Genomic DNA, 15806 nt, shown 5'->3' on the forward strand with positions numbered 1-15806 from the left:
CGGCGGTCCTGTGCTGCGCTGTTGTCAGGATTTGCCGAGTCCGCGCGCTATCGCCTCGGTGTTGAAGCGCATCATCTGCAGATAGGTGGCGGCGCCCTTGCCCTTTTCCGTCAGCGACTCGGAGAACAGCGGGATCACCGACACCTCGACCTTGCTCTCCCTTTTGAGCGCACGTGCCAGACGCTCCGGCTGCGAGGAGTCAGCGAAGATCGCCTTTACTCCGGCCTTGTCGATGGTCGTGGCGAGCGCCTTCATGTCGGCGGCGCTGGGCGAGGCCAGAGTGGTGCCGCTGGGTATCACCGTGCCGACGATCTGGAAATCGAAGCGGCGCGCCAGGTAGCCGAATACGTGGTGATTGGTCACCAGCTTCCGCCGCTGTGGGGGAATGGTGTCGAAGCGCCGTTCCATCCACGCGGCGAGCTGCCCGACCTTCTTCCCGTAGGCGGCGGCTCGTGCCTTGACGGTGCCTTTGTCGACCCCGTCGACGTGGCGGGCGACGTGCTTCCCGATGATCCCGACTGCTTTTCGCACCCGGTAGGGGTCCGTCCAGAAGTGCGGGTCGGGCTCTCCCGCCGTCTCGTCCGACCGGTAGGTGACTGGGTGCACCGCGTCGGCGACGGCGAGCGTGGGGACGCCCGCCTCCTTGGCCGCCCGCACATGGCGCAGCACGTTCTCCTCCAGTCCCAGGCCGTTGTAGACCACCAGATCCGCGCCCTCGATCTGTGCGGCCTCGGCGGCCGAGACGCCGAAGGAGTGCGGGTCGGCGTTCGGCTTCATCAGCACTTTCACCTCGGCCTGCCCGCCGACGACCTGCCGTGTGAGGTCGCCGAGGATGTTGGTGGTCACCACGACGGTGGGGCGCCTGTCCGCGGTACCGGAACATCCCGCCAGCCCGGCGAGCAGCGCGCAGACCAGGAGGAGGGCGCCGAGTGCCCGGCGCCGCAGGCGCGGGTGAGAGGACGTCATGGCCGCGCTCACCGCCCCGTCTCCACCATCTCGGAGGGGGTGAAGTCCACGGGGAACGAACGGGCCTTGCGCAGGTCGTCGTTGTAGTCGATCTCGTGGACCTTCTTGGCCGCCGTGTCGTTGATGTAGGCGCGGCCGGCGTCGATCTCGATGACCGAGCGTGCGGCGTCCTTTTCCGATGACGACTTGGCCAGGATTCTTCTGCTCGCTGTCTCCCTGCCGTCGGACGCGTCGTAGGCCTTCAGCGTGCCGGACTTCTTCAGCACCAGAACCGGCATCCCCGCGCCCGCGCTGTTCACCGCTGCCGCCGGTCCGGTTTCGAGCAGCTTCCAGTCGCGTTCGGTGACGTTCAGGACCCAGACGCCCTTGTCTCCCGCTTTCGCCGTGAGGGTGGTGCCCTGCGAGCGGCTACGGAAGGCATCAGGCCGTTCCGCGGCGGGCACCTCGCGGCCGAAGGGGATCTTCTCCGCGCGGGGTTTCTTCCCCTTTTCCGTCACGAACAGCGCGCCGTCCGCGCACCCGAAGACGACGCCGCTGCGCGTCACGGCGGCGCCGCGCAGTCCGGGGCACTTCTCATCGAGGGAGGCCTTCTTCCTGCCGTTCCGGTCGCGCACCTCGAGCGCGGTGTCCGAGCCGGCTGCCGCGACGGGAACGAGCGCGAGTTCGCCCAGCGGAACGACAGGACCCCGGTCGACGTCCTCGATGGTGACGGAGATGCTGATCCGCCCCTTCTCCATGCGGCCGTGGTCCACCAGCCGTGCGGTGCCGTCGGCGAAGGTGACAGCCGTCAGCCACGGGCTGCTGTGGACGTGTTCGGCCTTCTTCCCCCGAACCGTCCCCACAGCACGGGCCTTGGCGCGGTAGTAGTGCGCATGGTCGCCGTGGTCGACCATCCATGCGCCGCTGTCGAACACCTGTGAGCCGCCGCCGGAGTTGGCATACGCGAACCGGCCGTCGGTGACCAGCTCCGCGCCCTCGCGCATCCGGCCCAGCTGCTCGGTCCCGCCCTCGATGAGGTCGAGCACGGCCACGGTGCCGCTCCGGCTGTCTCCCAGTACGAGGCGGGACTGCTGCTCCGCGGCTTCCTCCGCTCCCGCGACGTATCCGTGCGGCTTCGGGGACGCGGACTTCTTCCCGCTCCCCGCTCTCGCTTCCTCCTTGCCGTCGCCTTCGGCGCAGCCCGCCAGGAGCAGCCCCAGGGTGAGCGCTGTGATCGAGGCCGCTGCGGCCTTGCTCGGGTTCCGGGTCATGATGAGTGCTCGTACTCCAGTCGCTGTTCGGGCTCTTCGTGCTCCGCGGCCTCGGGGTCTGGCTGCGCGTACTCCACTCGGCGGTCGCGGACTCGGGAGACCAGCGCGGAGCAGAAGAACAGCAGCACTGCGACCGCAGCGATCGTCGCTCCGGCGGCCGTGCCCAGGTGCCAGGAGAGCAGGAGCCCGCCGAAGGTCGCGGCCACGCCGCACAGCGCAGCGCCGCACATCACCGTCGGAACGCGCCGCGACCACGGAAGTGCCGCCGCCGGTGGGGCGATCAGCAGCCCGAAGACCAGCAGTGTCCCGACCGCGTGGAACGACGTGACGATGGCGAGCGTGACGAGTCCGAGGAGCGCCGCGTGTGCCAAGCGGGGGCGCAGCCCGAGGGTGTGGGCCTTCCGCTCGTCGAAGACGAGTGCCAGGAACGAGCGGTAGCCCAGCGCGGACGCGAGGACGGCGACGCCCAGCGCCACCGCGAGGTCGACCAAATCCTGCTCGCGTACGGCGAGCACATCGCCGAAGAGGAATCCGGTGAGGTCCACCGCGAACGACTGCGAACGCGAGATGATGATCACGCCCAGCGACAGCATCCCGACGAACAGCAGCCCGATCCCGGTGTCCTGGGAGAGCCGGGGCGAGCGCCCGAGTGCCGTCACCCCGCAGGCCATGACGCCGGCGCTGACCGCGGCGCCGATCAGCAGATTCCCTCCGCAGAGCGAGGCGACGGCGACCCCGGGCAGCATGCCGTGCGCCATGGCGTCGCCGAGGAAGGTCATGCCCCGCAGCACGACCCAGGTCCCGGCCGTGGCGCAGATCAGCGACACCAGGATTCCGCTCCACAGGGCCCGCTGGACGAAGGCCACTTCGAACGGGCCGGTCAACCACTCCATGCTGCGGAGCCTATAATGAAAATGATTGTCATAACAACAAGGGGGAGGACATGCCACAGCCCACGCCGTTCGAGGTCGCGCTCCACCAGGTCACCGCCGGATACCCGCGGCGTCCGGTGCTGCGTCAACTCACCGCGGCCGTCCCCCGCTCGGCGACCACCGCCGTCGTCGGTCCCAACGGCTCGGGGAAATCCACCCTGCTGAGCGTTCTGGCGGGCGTGCACCCGCTCACCTCCGGCGCCCTCCACCGGAGCCGCACCTCCCGTCCGTGCTTCGTCGTCCAGCGCAGCGCGGTCGCCGACACCCTCCCCCTCACCGTCCGCGAAACCGTGGCCATGGGGCGCTGGGCTCATCGCGGCGCCTGGCGGCGGCTCACCGCGCGGGACCGCTCCGTCGTGGACGCCAGCATGGAACGGCTGGGCATCCTGGAGCTGGCCGGACGGCAGCTCGGCGAACTCTCGGGCGGCCAGCGGCAACGCGCCCTCGTCGCCCAGGGGCTCGCGCAGGAGGCCGACCTCTTCCTGCTGGACGAGCCGACGACAGGCCTGGACCTGGCCGCACGCCAGAGCATCACCGACGTGCTCAGGGCCGCCGCAACCCAGGGAGTGACCGTCGTCCAGGCCACACACGACCTGGACGCGGCCCGCGCGTCCGACCACTGCCTGCTCCTGGGGGACGGACGGCTCGTCGGCGAGGGCCGCCCCGACGACGTGCTCACCGACAGCGCGCTACGACGCCTCTGGTACCCGGCCCACTAGGGCCGGTCCGGCGCATGCCGGACTTCGGGGTCGGGGCCGGGTACGGGCACGTGCACCCTGACGCCGGCTTCAGGCGCACGCCGTCGACAGCGCCGCCGACCGGCGGCGCAGCCGGAGCGCCGCCGGCAGTACCGCGCTGAGCACGGCGGCCACGGCGCAGGCCCCGGTGACCGCGCCAAGTGCCGTCCAGGGAAGCCGGATCGGCGCGTGGACCGAGAGCAGTTCCAGTGCGCCCCAGATGCCCGCCAGGTTGAGCCCGGCCACCGCGATCCCCAGCACCCCGCCGACCACGACCACCATCAGCGCCTCGGCGGCCACGATGCGCAGCACCTGCCACCGGGTGGCGCCGGTCAGCCGCAGCAGGGCCAGTTCGGGCGCCCGGTCGGCGGTCGACATCACCATGGTGTTGGCAACCGCGATCCCCGTGTACAGCAGGGCGATACCGAGCACCAGCAGCAGGCCGACGCGGGTCGTGCGGTCGGTGCCGGGGTAGGCCGACCGCAGCCACTCCTCCCGGGTGCTGACCTCTCCTTCCGACCGCGGCACGGCTTTCCGGAGCGCTGCGGCCGCCTCGGCAGCGCCGGTCCCTTCGCCGAGCCGCACCTCGACCCGGTCGACCGGCGCATGGCGGGCGTTGCGCGGGGTGACATAGGCGCCGTTGTCTCCGGTGCCCGTGGTCATGACCGCGGCGATCCGCAGCGATCTCCTGGTTCCGTCTCCGAGCCATACGTTCACGCGCTCCCCCACGGTGTGGTGCGCCCACTCCTCGTTGACGATGATCGAGTCGTCGTCGAGGTCACCGACCGAGCCGGAAGCGAGCGGCAGCCGAGTCGTGCTCCGGAGTCCGGCGGGCTCACCCGCCCGGGCTGCGGACTTGATGAGCGCCACCCCGTCCTCCAGCGTGTAGACGGCGGTGGCGGCGGTCGCGGAGACCTCGGTGCCGGGGATCCGGCGCAGCCGCCTGAGCGTTGCCGTCTCGAAGCCGTCCTCGCTGTGGGCGGTGGCCACGAAGTCGGCGGCGGTGCGGGCGCGCGTCTCGGTGGCCTTCGCCTCGTTGAGCGTCGCGGTGGTTCCCAGCAGCGAGCCCGCCAGGGCCACCGTGACCAGGACGGGCGCCGCGACAGCCGCCGTGCGTCTGGCCCCGGTGGCGGCGTTCTGGCCCATCAGCAGGCCGGCGGCGCCCGGAAGCCTGGCCGCGAGCCGGGCGACCAGCCGGGCCGGCGGCCGCACCAGCAGCGGCCCCAGCAGCGCGAACCCGGTGATCAGCAGCATCGGCCGGATCACATATGTCTTGCGGTGCAGCAGGTCGCCGGGGTCGGTCAGCAAGGAGGCGAGGAGGGTGCCTGCGGCGGTCAGCAGCAGGGCTCCGCCGCACAGCCCACGGCTCCACGTCATCGTGCGGGTGTCCACGGAGGCTTCGCGCAGCGCCTCGGTCGGTGCCGTGCGGCCGGCCCGCCAGGAGGCGACGGCCGCCCCGCCGAGGGCCACCAGCAACCCCGTCCAGAAGGCCGCGTGGTACGGCCAGGTGTGGTGCTGGATGGTGAACCAGCCGGGCGCCAGCTTCTCGTCGACCACCCACCGGGCGAGCGCGGGCGCTCCGTACCCGCCCAGCACGCAGCCGGCCGCCGAGGCGAGCGCGCCGACGACCAGCGCCTCGAGGAGGACCGCACGGCGGACCTGCGCAGGGGTGGCCCCCGCCATCCGCAGCAGCCCGAACTCACGGCGGCGCTGGGCGACGGCGAACGCGAAGGTGGAGGCGACCACGAACACCGAGACGAACGCGGAGAGGCCGCCGGCGGTGCCGAACATGGCGGTCGTCGCGGTCAGGGCCGCGCTGTCCCGGTCGGGGTCGGGATCGGCGAGCCGCCGCGCTTCACCGGTGAGGACCCGTACGCCACTGCCGTGGGCAGCCGCGCGTACCGCGCCCGGATCGTCGGTGTCGACCACCAGCTGTCCGCTGCGCGGCGCGAGCTCGGCGGCGCGCCGGTCGGTGTAGAAGACGGCGTCCTCGAAGCCGAGCCCACCGACGACGCCGACAACCCGCACGTGGCCCTCGGCGGTGCGCAGCCGCTGCCCCGGCCTGGCCGGACCGGCGCCTCGCCGTGCCCAGTCCCCGCTGACGACCACCTCGTCGTCGGCCCTGGGCGCACGGCCCTCGCGGAGGCGGTAGGGGGCGAACGACGCCGTGGACCATGGATGGCCGACCAGATCCCGGGGGCCGCCCTCGACCCGCACTCCGAAAGAGCGGTCCTCCACGACCTGACCCAGCTTCTCCAGCCGGGCCCGCACGCTGTCGGGCACGACACGGGGGTGTGCCAGCTTGTGGGTCCGCTCGCCGATCGAGGTGGGAACGCGCAGGGTGTCGGCGCCCTTGACGACGACGGGTGCAGCGGCGAATCTCTCCGGCTTCCGCTCCGGTGCCTGGGACGCGGACGCCAGCGCGAGGCCCATGACGGTGAGCAGTCCCACCCCGAGCGCCAGCGCGACGAAGCTGCCGGTGAAGCCGACCCAGCGGGTGCGCAGCGCTGCCAGGGTGCTCGTCAGCATGCGGTGGCCTCCAGCTTCGCCATCCGCCCGGCGATGTCCTGCGCGGATGCTCCGAGCAGCTCTCCGGTGAGCCGTCCGTCGACGAGGAAGACCACGCGGTCCGCGTAGGAGGCGGCGACCGGGTCGTGGGTGACCATGACGAGGGTGAGCCCCTCCGCGCTGACCATGTCGCGCAGCAGCGCCAGGACCTCCCGGCTGGTCGCGGAGTCGAGGGCTCCGGTCGGCTCGTCGCCGAAGAGCACCTGGGGGCGGGTTATCAGGGCACGGGCCAGCGCGACCCGCTGCTGCTGGCCGCCGGACAGCTCCGAGGGCCGGTGCCTCCCGCGCCCGCCCAGCCCGACGCGTTCCAGAACCTCCCGTACGAGCGCTGAGGAAGGGCGGCGCCCCGCGAGTCGCAGCGGAAGACCCACGTTCTGCTCGGCGGTCAGGGACGGCAGCAGATTGAAGCTCTGGAACACGAAGCCGATGTGCCGGCGGCGCAGCAGTGTCAGGCGGGTCTCGCTCAGCCCGGTCAGCTCGGCCCCGGCGAGCGTGACCGAGCCCGACGTGGGCCGGTCGAGACCCGCCGCGCACTGGAGCAGTGTCGACTTGCCCGAGCCGGAGGGCCCCATCACCGCGGTGAATGTGCCGTGGTGGAAGTCGAGTGAGACCCCGTCCAGCGCTGTGACCGCGCCGGGGCCGGTGCCGTACCGGCGGGTGAGCTGCCGCAGCGAGACCGCTCTGTCTGCCATATGTCCGTCCTGCCGTCCTTGTGGTTGTTCGGCGCGCGCACGGTCGGGGCCGTGGCGTGCCGACAAGCAGGATCGCAGAGAAAACTCTGCAAAGGAAGCTCTGCAGAATTTTCTCTGCATACTTGCCTCTGCAGAGCAGGCTCTGCAGAGGAATCTCTGCGCTAAGCTCAGGGCATGTCCGAGCCACCGGAAGAGGACCGTCCCGCCGCGCGCCACTCGCCCCGCACCACCAGCGATCCCGCGGCGCTCAAGGCGCTGGCGCACCCGCTGCGCCTGAAGATCCTCCGCCGCCTGACGGCGGCCGGCGCCGCGACGGCCACCGCGCTCGCCGCCGAGCTCGGCGAGAACACCGGGACGCTCAGCTATCACCTGCGGCAGCTCGAGCGCGCCGGGTTCATCGAGGACGACCCCGAGCACTCGGCGAGCGGCCGCGAACGCTGGTGGCGCGGGGTACGCGGCCTGGACGTCCGGCGGCCCGCCCCAGCCGGGCTGTCGCCGGCCGAGCGCGCCGTGGTCGGCGAGCTGGACCGGCTGCGTATGGAGGAGGACATCGAGCTGGCCTACAGCTACACCCTCCCGCGCCCCGAGGAAGCGGAGTGGGTGTACGGCTCGCGCGGCACCCTCCACCTCACCCGCGAGGAGTTCCAGGAGTTCCACGACGCCTACCTGGAGCTGCTGCGGCGCTTCCAGCAGCGTCGCACCGAAGCCGAACCGGGCACCCGGCCGGTCGCCGTCCGCTGGTTCGGCGTCCCACTCGACGGCCCAGGCCCGCAGGACTCCGGACCCGGCACCTCGTAGCAGCACCCGGAAATCACACATCCGGGAACACAGAGCCCTCCGGAAACACCGGCCGCGCACGGCAATGTACGATGCCGCTTAGTAGAAATGGCGCCCCCGGACGCTTCCGCCCATTCAACGGCGGTCAACGCTGCACTGAAGAGAGCCACCTTCAGCAGATTTCAACTGCAATGTCCGGATATACAAGACTTGCCGCTCCTGCTCATTCACTGTGTCAGGAAACACACCGATCAGGTGCCATCACAGGCAAGATCTTCTGGCGGGCCGTCAAGAGCCTTGCATCAAAGAGATTTTCGGAATTCCCTTCACTTCACCGCTTTACGCTCAGAAAATGATCCACCGCAGAGCGTTGAAGTATCGCGAGATCATTTCTTCTTGACCTGGCAGAGGTGAATCGAGCGCCTTGCTCAGGGCAATTCATTGTGTTTCCGTGTCCTCGCTCCGGCCTCCATGAACGGCCGGAGTTCCCGTGCCGGGGCGCCGAATCCTGCCGCCCGGCGAGGGAAATCCGCACCAGTACCACGCGGCAGGAGCGGGGGACCCAAGTACGTGCCGAGCCGCACCCGGCGGCCCGGCTAGGGGTGAAGTCATGCCCGCTGCGCCTCGCGCACGGGAATGGCCGGGCCACTCCAGCCCGAATCCGACAGCTCACCTCGCAGGCGCTAGGAGAGGACACCCCCATGTCTCGTGGCCGACACGCCCGAAATCCGCTCAAGTCCCGCATCTCCCGGCTCTCGATCGCCCTCGTCGCCGGTGGCGCGGGAATCGCCGCCCCCCTGCTGACCGCGGGCAGCGCCCACGCGGCGTCCGCGCCGGCCCAGGTCCAGGACAGTGCCGCGAAGCACGCGCAGACCGTCCAGGCCCGCGCCGCCCAGCAGGCGAAGGCCGAGCAGGAGGCCGACTCCTACACCGTCGTCGCCGGTGACACCCTCTCCCAGATCGCCGTGGACCACGACGTCGAGGGCGGTTGGCCGACCCTCTACAAGGCCAACAAGAAGACGATCGGCAGCGACGCGAACCTGATCCGTCCCGGTCAGAAGCTGACCCTGGACACGGCCTCGGCGCCGGCCGAGCGGAGCAGCACCCCCGAGCGCGCCGACCGCGGCTCGGCCGAGCAGAGCAGCGTGCACAAGACCCAGTCGACCTCCCTGGACGGCTGGATCAACGAGGCGCTGACCATCATGAAGCAGCACGGCATTCCGGGCAGCTACGAGGGCATCCACCGCAACATCATCCGGGAGTCCGGCGGCGACCCGAACGCCATCAACAACTGGGACATCAACGCCCAGAACGGCACCCCGTCCATCGGGCTGCTGCAGGTCATCAAGCCGACCTTCGACGCCTACCACGTCGCGGGCACGGCCTACGACCAGCGCGACCCGGTCGCCAACATCGTCGCGGCCTGCAACTACGCGGCTGACAGGTACGGTTCGATCGACAACGTCAACGGCCCGTACTGAGCCGAGACCCCTTTCGCGGCGGCCGCGCATCACCTTCGAGGTGATGCGCGGCCGCCGCGTTGCTTTCCATACGGAAAGGCTGCAACGGGGAACGGAAGAGCGGTTTCCGAGTTCCGTCACGGCGTATGAAAGGTCACTTCCGGATTCTCTTTCGAGGGGCCGTCCAACAGCGGGCGGTGCAGGCCGCGCAGCCTACTGTCGAAGAACGCCTTCACATACTGGGTCGTGATTTCACCCGAGCGCTTTCCCGACAGCGGCGCCGAGGGATCCGTGACACCCGCCTGGCCGCCCAGGATCGGCAGGTCGATGAAGGTGAAGTGCCCGGAGTCGGCGACCGTCAGCCACCGCTTCCAGCCGTCCAGGCGCTGCCAGGTCCTGGGCCATGTCCTGTCCTCGGCGCGGGGATTGTGGCCGTCCTCAGTGCCGAGCATGAGGATCGGCCGCCCGAGACCCGCCTGCGGTACGGGCGCGAAGAATGTGCCGTCCAGGTCGGCGGCGGCCCTGATACGGCGGTCGGTACCGGCCGCCACTGCCGCCGCGTTGCCGCCGAGCGAGTGGCCCGCCGCGCCGATCCGGCGGGTGTCGATCAACTCGGCGTAGTCACGGGAGTGTTCCGGCGCGGGGGTCGTCAGCGCGTCGACGGCGAAGGAGATGTCGGCCGCCCGGTTCCGTGCCGCACGCGCGAGCAGCTTCTTCTCCCCCTTGTCGTCGGGCGCCGCCTCCACGGTCTCGCACGCGACGCAGGTGAGGGTGCGCGCTGAGCCCTTGCCGGCACCGGCGGAACCCCGGGGCGTGAAGGTGGTGCCGAACGACTCGTAGGCGTGGTCCAGCAGTGCGACGACATAGCCGTGGGAGGTCAACTCCTCGGCGAGGGTGGTCAGTGTGGCGCGGTGCAGCGTGAAGCCCGGGGAGAGAACCACGAGCGGATGCCTGCCCGGCGCGGGACGGGCTCCGATGCGGGCGTGCGTACGGACGGAGGCGAGCAGGTCGGGCGGAAAGGACTTGTCCAGCTTCAGTCCCTTCAGCAGCAGCCCGGCCTCCTTGGCCGACATGTACGGCGCGGCACTTTGCCGAGGGCCGCCGCGCCGGGCGGGATAGAAGACCGACACCATCAGCCGACGGGCACCGGCGGACGGCACCCAGGGGTCGCGGCGGTCCTTGTCCACCAGGTGCAGGGTGTCGCGTCCGACCGCCCACTTCCCGGTGGGGCGAGGGAGGGAGAGGTGCTTGCCGCGCTTCACGGCCGCCGCTTCGGAGGACCCGGAAGCAGTGGAATCGGAGGCCCCTGAAGGCGCGGAAGCAGTGGAAGTGGTGGAGGCGCTGGAAGCGGCGGAGCGCGCGTCGGCAGCAGTCGAACCCCCGCCGGGGGCGCAGGCGGCGGTCGCCGGGGCGAGCAGAGCGGCGGTGAGCACGGCGGCAGCCGCGCGGTGTGTACGGATCATGGCCGGGAGCGTAGGAACCGGCACACCTCGCCCGTCAGCTACGAAAGGCAACCGAACCCCTGACTTTCGCCAGGGTGGACGGCGCTCGCGGCTCAGGGCGCGGTGCCCTCCTGACAGCCACGCCGGATCACGGCGGCGCCGCCCCCTGCGGGGCGGGCCCCGGTCAGACCTCCAGGTTCGCCTCGATTCGCCGCAGTTGGTGCCGGGCCATGGCGAGGTTCGCCTTCGCCGAGTCCAACGCGATGTAGAGGAACAGGCCGTTGCCGCTCTTCGCCCGCAGCAGGCGGATCAGGTGGTACTGCCTGCCCAGGGTGATCAGGATGTCCTCGATCTCGTCCTTGAGGCCAAGGAGCTCCATGGTGCGCAGCTTGGCCCGTACGACGTCCGTGTTGCCCGCGGCGGCGACCTCCAGGTCGAAGTCCTTGCCGCCGCCGAGCGTTCCCAGCGCCATACCGCTGGTGTAGTCGACCAGGGCGACCCCGATCGTGCCGTCGATGGTGCTCATCGCCTCTTTGAGGGACGCGTCGGTGTTCGACATGGTGGTGTGCTGTCCTTTCGTCGGTTCGGTGATCAATCCGTGGTCTGTCGTTCCGTGCCGTCCGGCCCTGGCGAGCCGCGGCGGCGCCGTTCGAGCGGCAGACGGCGGCGGTCCGGTGGCGGTCCGCTCCGGGAGAGCGCGACATCGACGGGGGGTTGGGGGGCCGCCGAACGCCGGGCCTCGGCCACGAGTTCACCGATGTGCCGCGCCGTACGGCGCCCCTCCAGGTGCAGCCGGCCGACGTTGATGCGGTCGTCCGCGAGCAGGGTGAGCACCGCGGCCGGACCGGCGGCGTAGGTGGCGACGTACCCGAGCTCTCCGTGTATCAGCAGCTCACGGAAGGCACCGCGCCCTGTCGCCTCGTTCATCCGGAACGCCAGTCCGAGCGCGGCGGCGGTCAGTGCGGCCAGCGGCTCGGCTTCCGGCGGCCGGTCTGCCTGCGCCCTTGCCAGGTCCTCGGCCAGTACGAAACCGTCCACGGTCGCCGCCAGGGCCCCGCCGACCTGCGGCACCCTGACCCGTAACCCGCGCAGTTCCTCCAGCACGGCCGCCTCCGCCGCCATGAGCACTCTCCTCTCGGCACGCTGACGGAATCCCCTGATCACAGCGCCTCCAGCGCGTCCCTGAGCCGACGCAGCAGTTCGACGTCCGGAGCGTCGAAGACGGCACCGGGCGCCTCCGACGGGCGGGCGCCGGTGGGGGTGGGGGTGGGGGTGGGGGTCGCTGCGGTTTCCGCGGTGCCCGCGGTGTGCGGGGTGTACGGGTTTCGCGCAGCGGCAGGCTCCGCCGGGGTGACCAGTCCGGCCGCCGCCAGCCGGCGCAGCTCCACCAGGATGTGGAAGGCGGGACGGGCCAGCGCGCGGGCGATGTCGGTTGCGGTTCTGACCCCGTCGGCCAGCCGCAGCACCGGTAACCGGCGATCCGGTACGGCCGACAGCGGGAGCCCGACGTCCTGCGGGGCGGCGGGGGCAGCAGGGGAAGCCGGAACGGCCGGTGCGGCTCGGGCGGTCGGCACGGGGGGCAGCACATCGAGGCGTCCGTCGGGCCAGATCCGGTCCAGGAGCGCCAGCCGTCGCGCGGTCTCCCGTTCCACGACCACCGGGGGCACGCCACCGTGCGCCCCGAGCCGGTCCCGCACCCCGCGCCGGAAGCGACCAGGCCCGCCGCCGGATGCGAGCACGAAGAACGCAGCGTCGTACAGAGCGGTGCGCCGACACAGGTCCAGCACTCCCTCGGGCACCTGGCCGCAGGTCAGCAGCTGCCGCGCCACTCCCCCGTCCCGTTCAGCGCGGGTGAGCGCAGCGTCCCACCACGCCGGGGACAGTGCGCCCTCGCGGGTCAGCAACAGCTCCAGCCCGGTCGCCGCCGCGCTCTCGGCGTGCACGATCTCGCCGTCGACGAGGAAAAGCGTGCCCCCGGCCCGGGTGAACGCTCCGGTGGCGCGCTCCTCCGCGAGGCGGTGCAGCAGAGCGGGGGCGTGGATCACGGGCGCGGCGGTTTTCATCACAGGACCATCCGCTGCGCTATCTCCGCCAGCCGCATCCGCGCCAGTGCGAGGTTGCCCTCGTCCCGGGCGAGCCATAAGTGGAGGAAGAGGGTGCCGTCGAGGGCGCCGGGGACGAACCGCAGCAGGTGGTAGCTGTCCTTGTTCGTCGTGATGATGTCCTCGACGACCGGTGCCGGGCCTGTCGTCTGCGCAGGCGCATTGGCCGGGGCAACTCCTGGGGACGGTACGCGGTCGCCGTCCGCTGTGGGAGCCCCGGTCGTCGGTGGGGCGGGGACGCCGTCCGGCTCCCCGACAGTGGAGAGAGGGCCCAGCGAGCGGTACTCGGCGACCATTCTGGCCAGCTCCGCTGTCTCGCAGGCGGCCGCCTCGTAGTCACCGCCCGGTGCGTCTCCGGCGACGCCGAGCGCCAGTCCGCTGACCCAGTCGATCACGGCGGCACTGCGCGCGCCGGGCAATCGCATCGTCTCCAGGAGGCATTCGTCGATTCCGGGCACGCTGCACTCCCCTCCCCTGCGCGGCACACCACATGACCCATCGAACATGACCCACCGACACCAGTGGCCACCCCCCAGCCACGGACAGTGAGGCTCACACTACGCATGTACCCGGTGGTGCGGCGCGGGTTCCGGCATTTTCCGGGGGAACATGCCGGAGCCGCCGGGAAATTGACCGAATGAACTCGTCAACTGACCATTTCTGCCAGGGAAGTGATCGACCCTGGAGAGGTTTCGTCTCAGCCGCCCCCACGACATCACGGCGCAACTGCGGTGATAGGACAAGAACGCGTCACCCCCCGACGAAGGGCCACCCCTCATGCACTTCCGGAACGTCGACATCCCCACCCCGGACGGCACCGCCGACGCCTTCGCCGCCTGCCCGGACGAGGACGGCAGCTACCCTCCCGCGCTCTTCTACATGGACATCATCGGGCTTCGGCCGGTGATCCGGGACATGGTCACCGAACTGGCCTCGCACGGCTACTACGTGCTGGCTCCCAACGTCTTCTACCGGCACGGCCGCGCGCCCGTCGTCGAGGTGCCCGATCTGAGCAGGAGCGAGGACCGGGAAGCGTTCATGGGCCGGGTCCTGCCCCTGCTCGGCTCCCACACGAGCGAGAACGCCGTCCGGGACGCCGGGGCCTACCTCGACTTCCTCACCCGGCAGCCGCAGGCACGGGACGGGAAGGCCGGGGTGACCGGCTACTGCATGGGCGGCGTGCTGGCGATGCGTACGGCGGCCGCGTACCCGGAGCGGGTCGGCGCCATGGCCGGCTTCCACACGGGCCATGTCGTCACCGACGAGCCGGACAGCCCGCACCGCATCGCCGGGCAGATCACCGCCCGGATGCACTTCGGGCACGCCGAGAACGACGGCTCCATGACGCCCGAGAACGTGGCCACGCTGAACGAGGTGCTGGACGAGGCCGGCGCCGACTACACCTCGGAGGTCTATCCGGGCACGGTCCACGGCTTCACGATGGCCGACACGGCCGCCTTCGACCCGGCAGCACTGGAGCGGCACTGGGAGCGGCTGCTGCCGCTCTTCTCCGAGACGCTCCAGACGCACTGACGGGCCGCACAGCCGCCGCGCCCGCGCAACCGGTGCTGCGACTTCCGGCTCAGGCGGGCGCCGGCTGCCGGGGCGCGAAGGACCTGGCATACCCGAGGGTGACCAGCACCAGCGCCATCGGCACCAGCATGGCGGCGCGGTAGTTCCAGGCGTCGCCGAGCGCGCCCACCAGAGGCGATCCGACGAGGAAGCCGACGTAGTTGAAGATGTTGAGCCGTGCGACGGCGGCGTCCGAGGCGCCCGGGAACAGCCGTCCCGCCGCCGCGAAAGTCTGCGGTACGAGCACGCACAGGCCGAGCCCGAGCAGGGTGAAGCCCAGCATGCCCGTCCACGCCCCGGGGGCCGCCGCCACCGTGCCGAACCCGAGCGCCGCCAGCAGCGCGCCGCCCCGCACCACGGCAACGGCTCCGAACCGCCTGACCCCCAGATCCCCCAGCGAGCGCCCGATCAGGGTGGTCGCCATGTAGACGTTGTACGGCACGGTGGCCAGCTGCTCCGAACTGCCCAGTACATCCTGGAGATACTTCGCGCTCCAGTTGGAGACGGTGGAGTCCCCGATGTACGCGAAGGTCATCACCAGGCACAGCGGCAGCAGCACCCGGAACGCGGGAGCTGCCTCCCGCGCGCCCGGACCCGCGTCTGCCGCACCCGCCGCCTGCGCCGTCCCCTTGCCCGCGTCCGCAGGCCCGGGCGCCGCGGCGTCCACGTACCAGCGGCTGCCCAGCAGCGCGGCAGGCAACAGCACGGCGGCCACCGGCAGATAGGAGGTCAGGAGCGCCAGCTCCAAGTGCGCGCCGAGCCAGGCGACCGAAGCGCCGAGAATCCCGCCCAGGCTGTACGCGGCGTGGAAGCCCAGCATGATGCTGCGCCCGTAGCTGTGCTGGAGGCTCACCCCGAGCATGTTCATGGAGGCGTCCAGCGCGCCCACGGCGAGCCCGAAGGCACCGAGTGCGACGGCGAGCTGGGCGACTCCCTCACCCGCGGCCACCCCCAACAGCGACAGCAGCACCACGGGCTGCGACCACCGGAGCACCAGGCTCGGCCGTACGCGTTTGACCAGGTGCTCCGCGCCCACGCTGCCGACTCCGGCGAGCACCGGGACCGCCGCCAGAAAGGCGGGCAACAGGGCGTTCGATACTCCGTACCGGTCCTGCACGGCGGGGATGCGCGTCACCAGCAGCGCGAAGGCCACGCCCTGCGCAAGGAAGCTGAAGGCGAGAGCGGCCCGGCCGTGGCGCATCCGTGCGTCCGTCATGGCCGGACAGCGTATGTGTACCCGCTACCCACCGGTAGACGGATCGCTGTGCGAATTCCGGCCTGCCCGGATGCCCCGGAATGCGCACCCGG

Annotated in this window: 15 protein-coding genes and 1 riboswitch; of the genes, 4 read left to right on the forward strand and 11 right to left on the reverse strand. The window is 71.1% G+C overall.

Annotated elements, in window-relative coordinates:
• Positions 1-24 precede the first annotated feature (24 nt).
• The 3 genes from aztC to aztB are packed head-to-tail and all read right to left on the reverse strand — an operon-like array spanning position 25 to position 3109.
• Positions 25-966: a zinc ABC transporter substrate-binding protein AztC gene (gene aztC / locus HC362_RS02215; RefSeq protein WP_243082077.1), complete on the reverse strand. Its 942-nt coding sequence runs from the start codon at positions 964-966 to the stop codon at positions 25-27.
• Positions 967-974: 8 nt separating this feature from the next.
• The gene (locus HC362_RS02220) at positions 975-2216 is read right to left on the reverse strand and encodes a hypothetical protein (RefSeq protein WP_243082078.1); all 1242 of its coding nucleotides are present in this window, start codon (positions 2214-2216) and stop codon (positions 975-977) included.
• Entirely contained in the window at positions 2213-3109 is an 897-nt protein-coding gene (gene aztB / locus HC362_RS02225; RefSeq protein WP_243082079.1) for a zinc ABC transporter permease AztB, read from the reverse strand. Before aztB ends, HC362_RS02220 begins: the two co-directional genes overlap by 4 nt.
• A 50-nt stretch (positions 3110-3159) precedes the next feature.
• On the opposite strand from aztB, the gene aztA reads away from it, so the two are divergent.
• Entirely contained in the window at positions 3160-3867 is a 708-nt protein-coding gene (gene aztA / locus HC362_RS02230; RefSeq protein ID WP_243082080.1) for a zinc ABC transporter ATP-binding protein AztA, read from the forward strand.
• A 69-nt stretch (positions 3868-3936) separates the two neighbouring features.
• On the opposite strand, the gene HC362_RS02235 is transcribed toward aztA, so the two are convergent.
• Both HC362_RS02235 and HC362_RS02240 read right to left on the reverse strand, forming a co-directional pair.
• Entirely contained in the window at positions 3937-6414 is a 2478-nt protein-coding gene (locus tag HC362_RS02235) for an ABC transporter permease (RefSeq protein ID WP_243082081.1), read from the reverse strand.
• On the reverse strand, positions 6408-7145 hold the full coding sequence (locus HC362_RS02240; protein WP_243082082.1) for an ABC transporter ATP-binding protein: 738 nt from the start codon (positions 7143-7145) through the stop codon (positions 6408-6410). Before HC362_RS02240 ends, HC362_RS02235 begins: the two co-directional genes overlap by 7 nt.
• Before the next feature lie 174 nt (positions 7146-7319).
• Between HC362_RS02240 and HC362_RS02245 the strand changes: the two genes are divergently transcribed.
• Together HC362_RS02245 and HC362_RS02250 are read left to right on the forward strand one after the other, a co-directional pair.
• Positions 7320-7943 (forward strand): helix-turn-helix domain-containing protein, encoded by a 624-nt coding sequence (locus HC362_RS02245; RefSeq protein ID WP_243082083.1) that lies wholly within the window; start codon positions 7320-7322, stop codon positions 7941-7943.
• Positions 7944-8444: 501 nt separating this feature from the next.
• A riboswitch (cyclic di-AMP (ydaO/yuaA leader) is annotated at positions 8445-8619 on the forward strand.
• Between the two features lie 4 nt (positions 8620-8623).
• Positions 8624-9403: a LysM peptidoglycan-binding domain-containing protein gene (locus HC362_RS02250; RefSeq protein ID WP_243082084.1), complete on the forward strand. Its 780-nt coding sequence runs from the start codon at positions 8624-8626 to the stop codon at positions 9401-9403.
• A 116-nt stretch (positions 9404-9519) separates the two neighbouring features.
• Here the strand turns inward: HC362_RS02250 and HC362_RS02255 are convergent, their stop codons facing one another.
• The 5 genes from HC362_RS02255 to HC362_RS02275 form a co-directional block, all read right to left on the reverse strand.
• Entirely contained in the window at positions 9520-10845 is a 1326-nt protein-coding gene (locus HC362_RS02255; RefSeq protein WP_243082085.1) for an alpha/beta hydrolase, read from the reverse strand.
• 163 nt (positions 10846-11008) lie between these two features.
• Positions 11009-11383 (reverse strand): hypothetical protein, encoded by a 375-nt coding sequence (locus HC362_RS02260; protein WP_243082086.1) that lies wholly within the window; start codon positions 11381-11383, stop codon positions 11009-11011.
• A gap of 32 nt (positions 11384-11415) precedes the next feature.
• Complete coding sequence (locus tag HC362_RS02265; RefSeq protein ID WP_243082087.1) at positions 11416-11946, reverse strand: roadblock/LC7 domain-containing protein; 531 nt, start codon at positions 11944-11946, stop codon at positions 11416-11418.
• A gap of 38 nt (positions 11947-11984) precedes the next feature.
• The gene (locus tag HC362_RS02270; RefSeq protein WP_243082088.1) at positions 11985-12887 is read right to left on the reverse strand and encodes a transcriptional regulator; all 903 of its coding nucleotides are present in this window, start codon (positions 12885-12887) and stop codon (positions 11985-11987) included.
• Positions 12887-13384 (reverse strand): hypothetical protein, encoded by a 498-nt coding sequence (locus HC362_RS02275; RefSeq protein WP_243082089.1) that lies wholly within the window; start codon positions 13382-13384, stop codon positions 12887-12889. The genes HC362_RS02270 and HC362_RS02275 overlap by 1 nt, the downstream gene beginning before the upstream one ends.
• 319 nt (positions 13385-13703) lie before the next feature.
• Between HC362_RS02275 and HC362_RS02280 the strand changes: the two genes are divergently transcribed.
• Positions 13704-14459 (forward strand): dienelactone hydrolase family protein, encoded by a 756-nt coding sequence (locus tag HC362_RS02280; protein WP_243082090.1) that lies wholly within the window; start codon positions 13704-13706, stop codon positions 14457-14459.
• Positions 14460-14508: 49 nt separating this feature from the next.
• Here the strand turns inward: HC362_RS02280 and HC362_RS02285 are convergent, their stop codons facing one another.
• Positions 14509-15714 carry an MFS transporter gene (locus HC362_RS02285; protein WP_243082091.1) on the reverse strand — a complete coding sequence of 402 codons (1206 nt, stop codon included), beginning with the start codon at positions 15712-15714 and terminating at the stop codon, positions 14509-14511.
• Positions 15715-15806 lie beyond the last annotated feature (92 nt).

Source organism: Streptomyces sp. 891-h (assembly GCF_022760275.1).
In the GTDB taxonomy this organism is placed as follows: domain Bacteria; phylum Actinomycetota; class Actinomycetes; order Streptomycetales; family Streptomycetaceae; genus Streptomyces; species Streptomyces spirodelae.

Coding starts and splice junctions, on each gene's coding strand:
- HC362_RS02250 (WP_243082084.1), top strand. CDS start 8,624: ATGTCTCGTGGCCGACACGCCCGAAATCCGCTCAAGTCCCGCATCTCC.
- HC362_RS02270 (WP_243082088.1), bottom strand. CDS start 12,887: ATGAAAACCGCCGCGCCCGTGATCCACGCCCCCGCTCTGCTGCACCGC.
- aztC (WP_243082077.1), bottom strand. CDS start 966: ATGACGTCCTCTCACCCGCGCCTGCGGCGCCGGGCACTCGGCGCCCTC.
- HC362_RS02240 (WP_243082082.1), bottom strand. CDS start 7,145: ATGGCAGACAGAGCGGTCTCGCTGCGGCAGCTCACCCGCCGGTACGGC.
- HC362_RS02235 (WP_243082081.1), bottom strand. CDS start 6,414: ATGCTGACGAGCACCCTGGCAGCGCTGCGCACCCGCTGGGTCGGCTTC.
- HC362_RS02280 (WP_243082090.1), top strand. CDS start 13,704: ATGCACTTCCGGAACGTCGACATCCCCACCCCGGACGGCACCGCCGAC.
- HC362_RS02265 (WP_243082087.1), bottom strand. CDS start 11,946: ATGGCGGCGGAGGCGGCCGTGCTGGAGGAACTGCGCGGGTTACGGGTC.
- aztA (WP_243082080.1), top strand. CDS start 3,160: ATGCCACAGCCCACGCCGTTCGAGGTCGCGCTCCACCAGGTCACCGCC.
- HC362_RS02285 (WP_243082091.1), bottom strand. CDS start 15,714: ATGACGGACGCACGGATGCGCCACGGCCGGGCCGCTCTCGCCTTCAGC.
- HC362_RS02245 (WP_243082083.1), top strand. CDS start 7,320: ATGTCCGAGCCACCGGAAGAGGACCGTCCCGCCGCGCGCCACTCGCCC.
- aztB (WP_243082079.1), bottom strand. CDS start 3,109: ATGGAGTGGTTGACCGGCCCGTTCGAAGTGGCCTTCGTCCAGCGGGCC.
- HC362_RS02220 (WP_243082078.1), bottom strand. CDS start 2,216: ATGACCCGGAACCCGAGCAAGGCCGCAGCGGCCTCGATCACAGCGCTC.
- HC362_RS02255 (WP_243082085.1), bottom strand. CDS start 10,845: ATGATCCGTACACACCGCGCGGCTGCCGCCGTGCTCACCGCCGCTCTG.
- HC362_RS02260 (WP_243082086.1), bottom strand. CDS start 11,383: ATGTCGAACACCGACGCGTCCCTCAAAGAGGCGATGAGCACCATCGAC.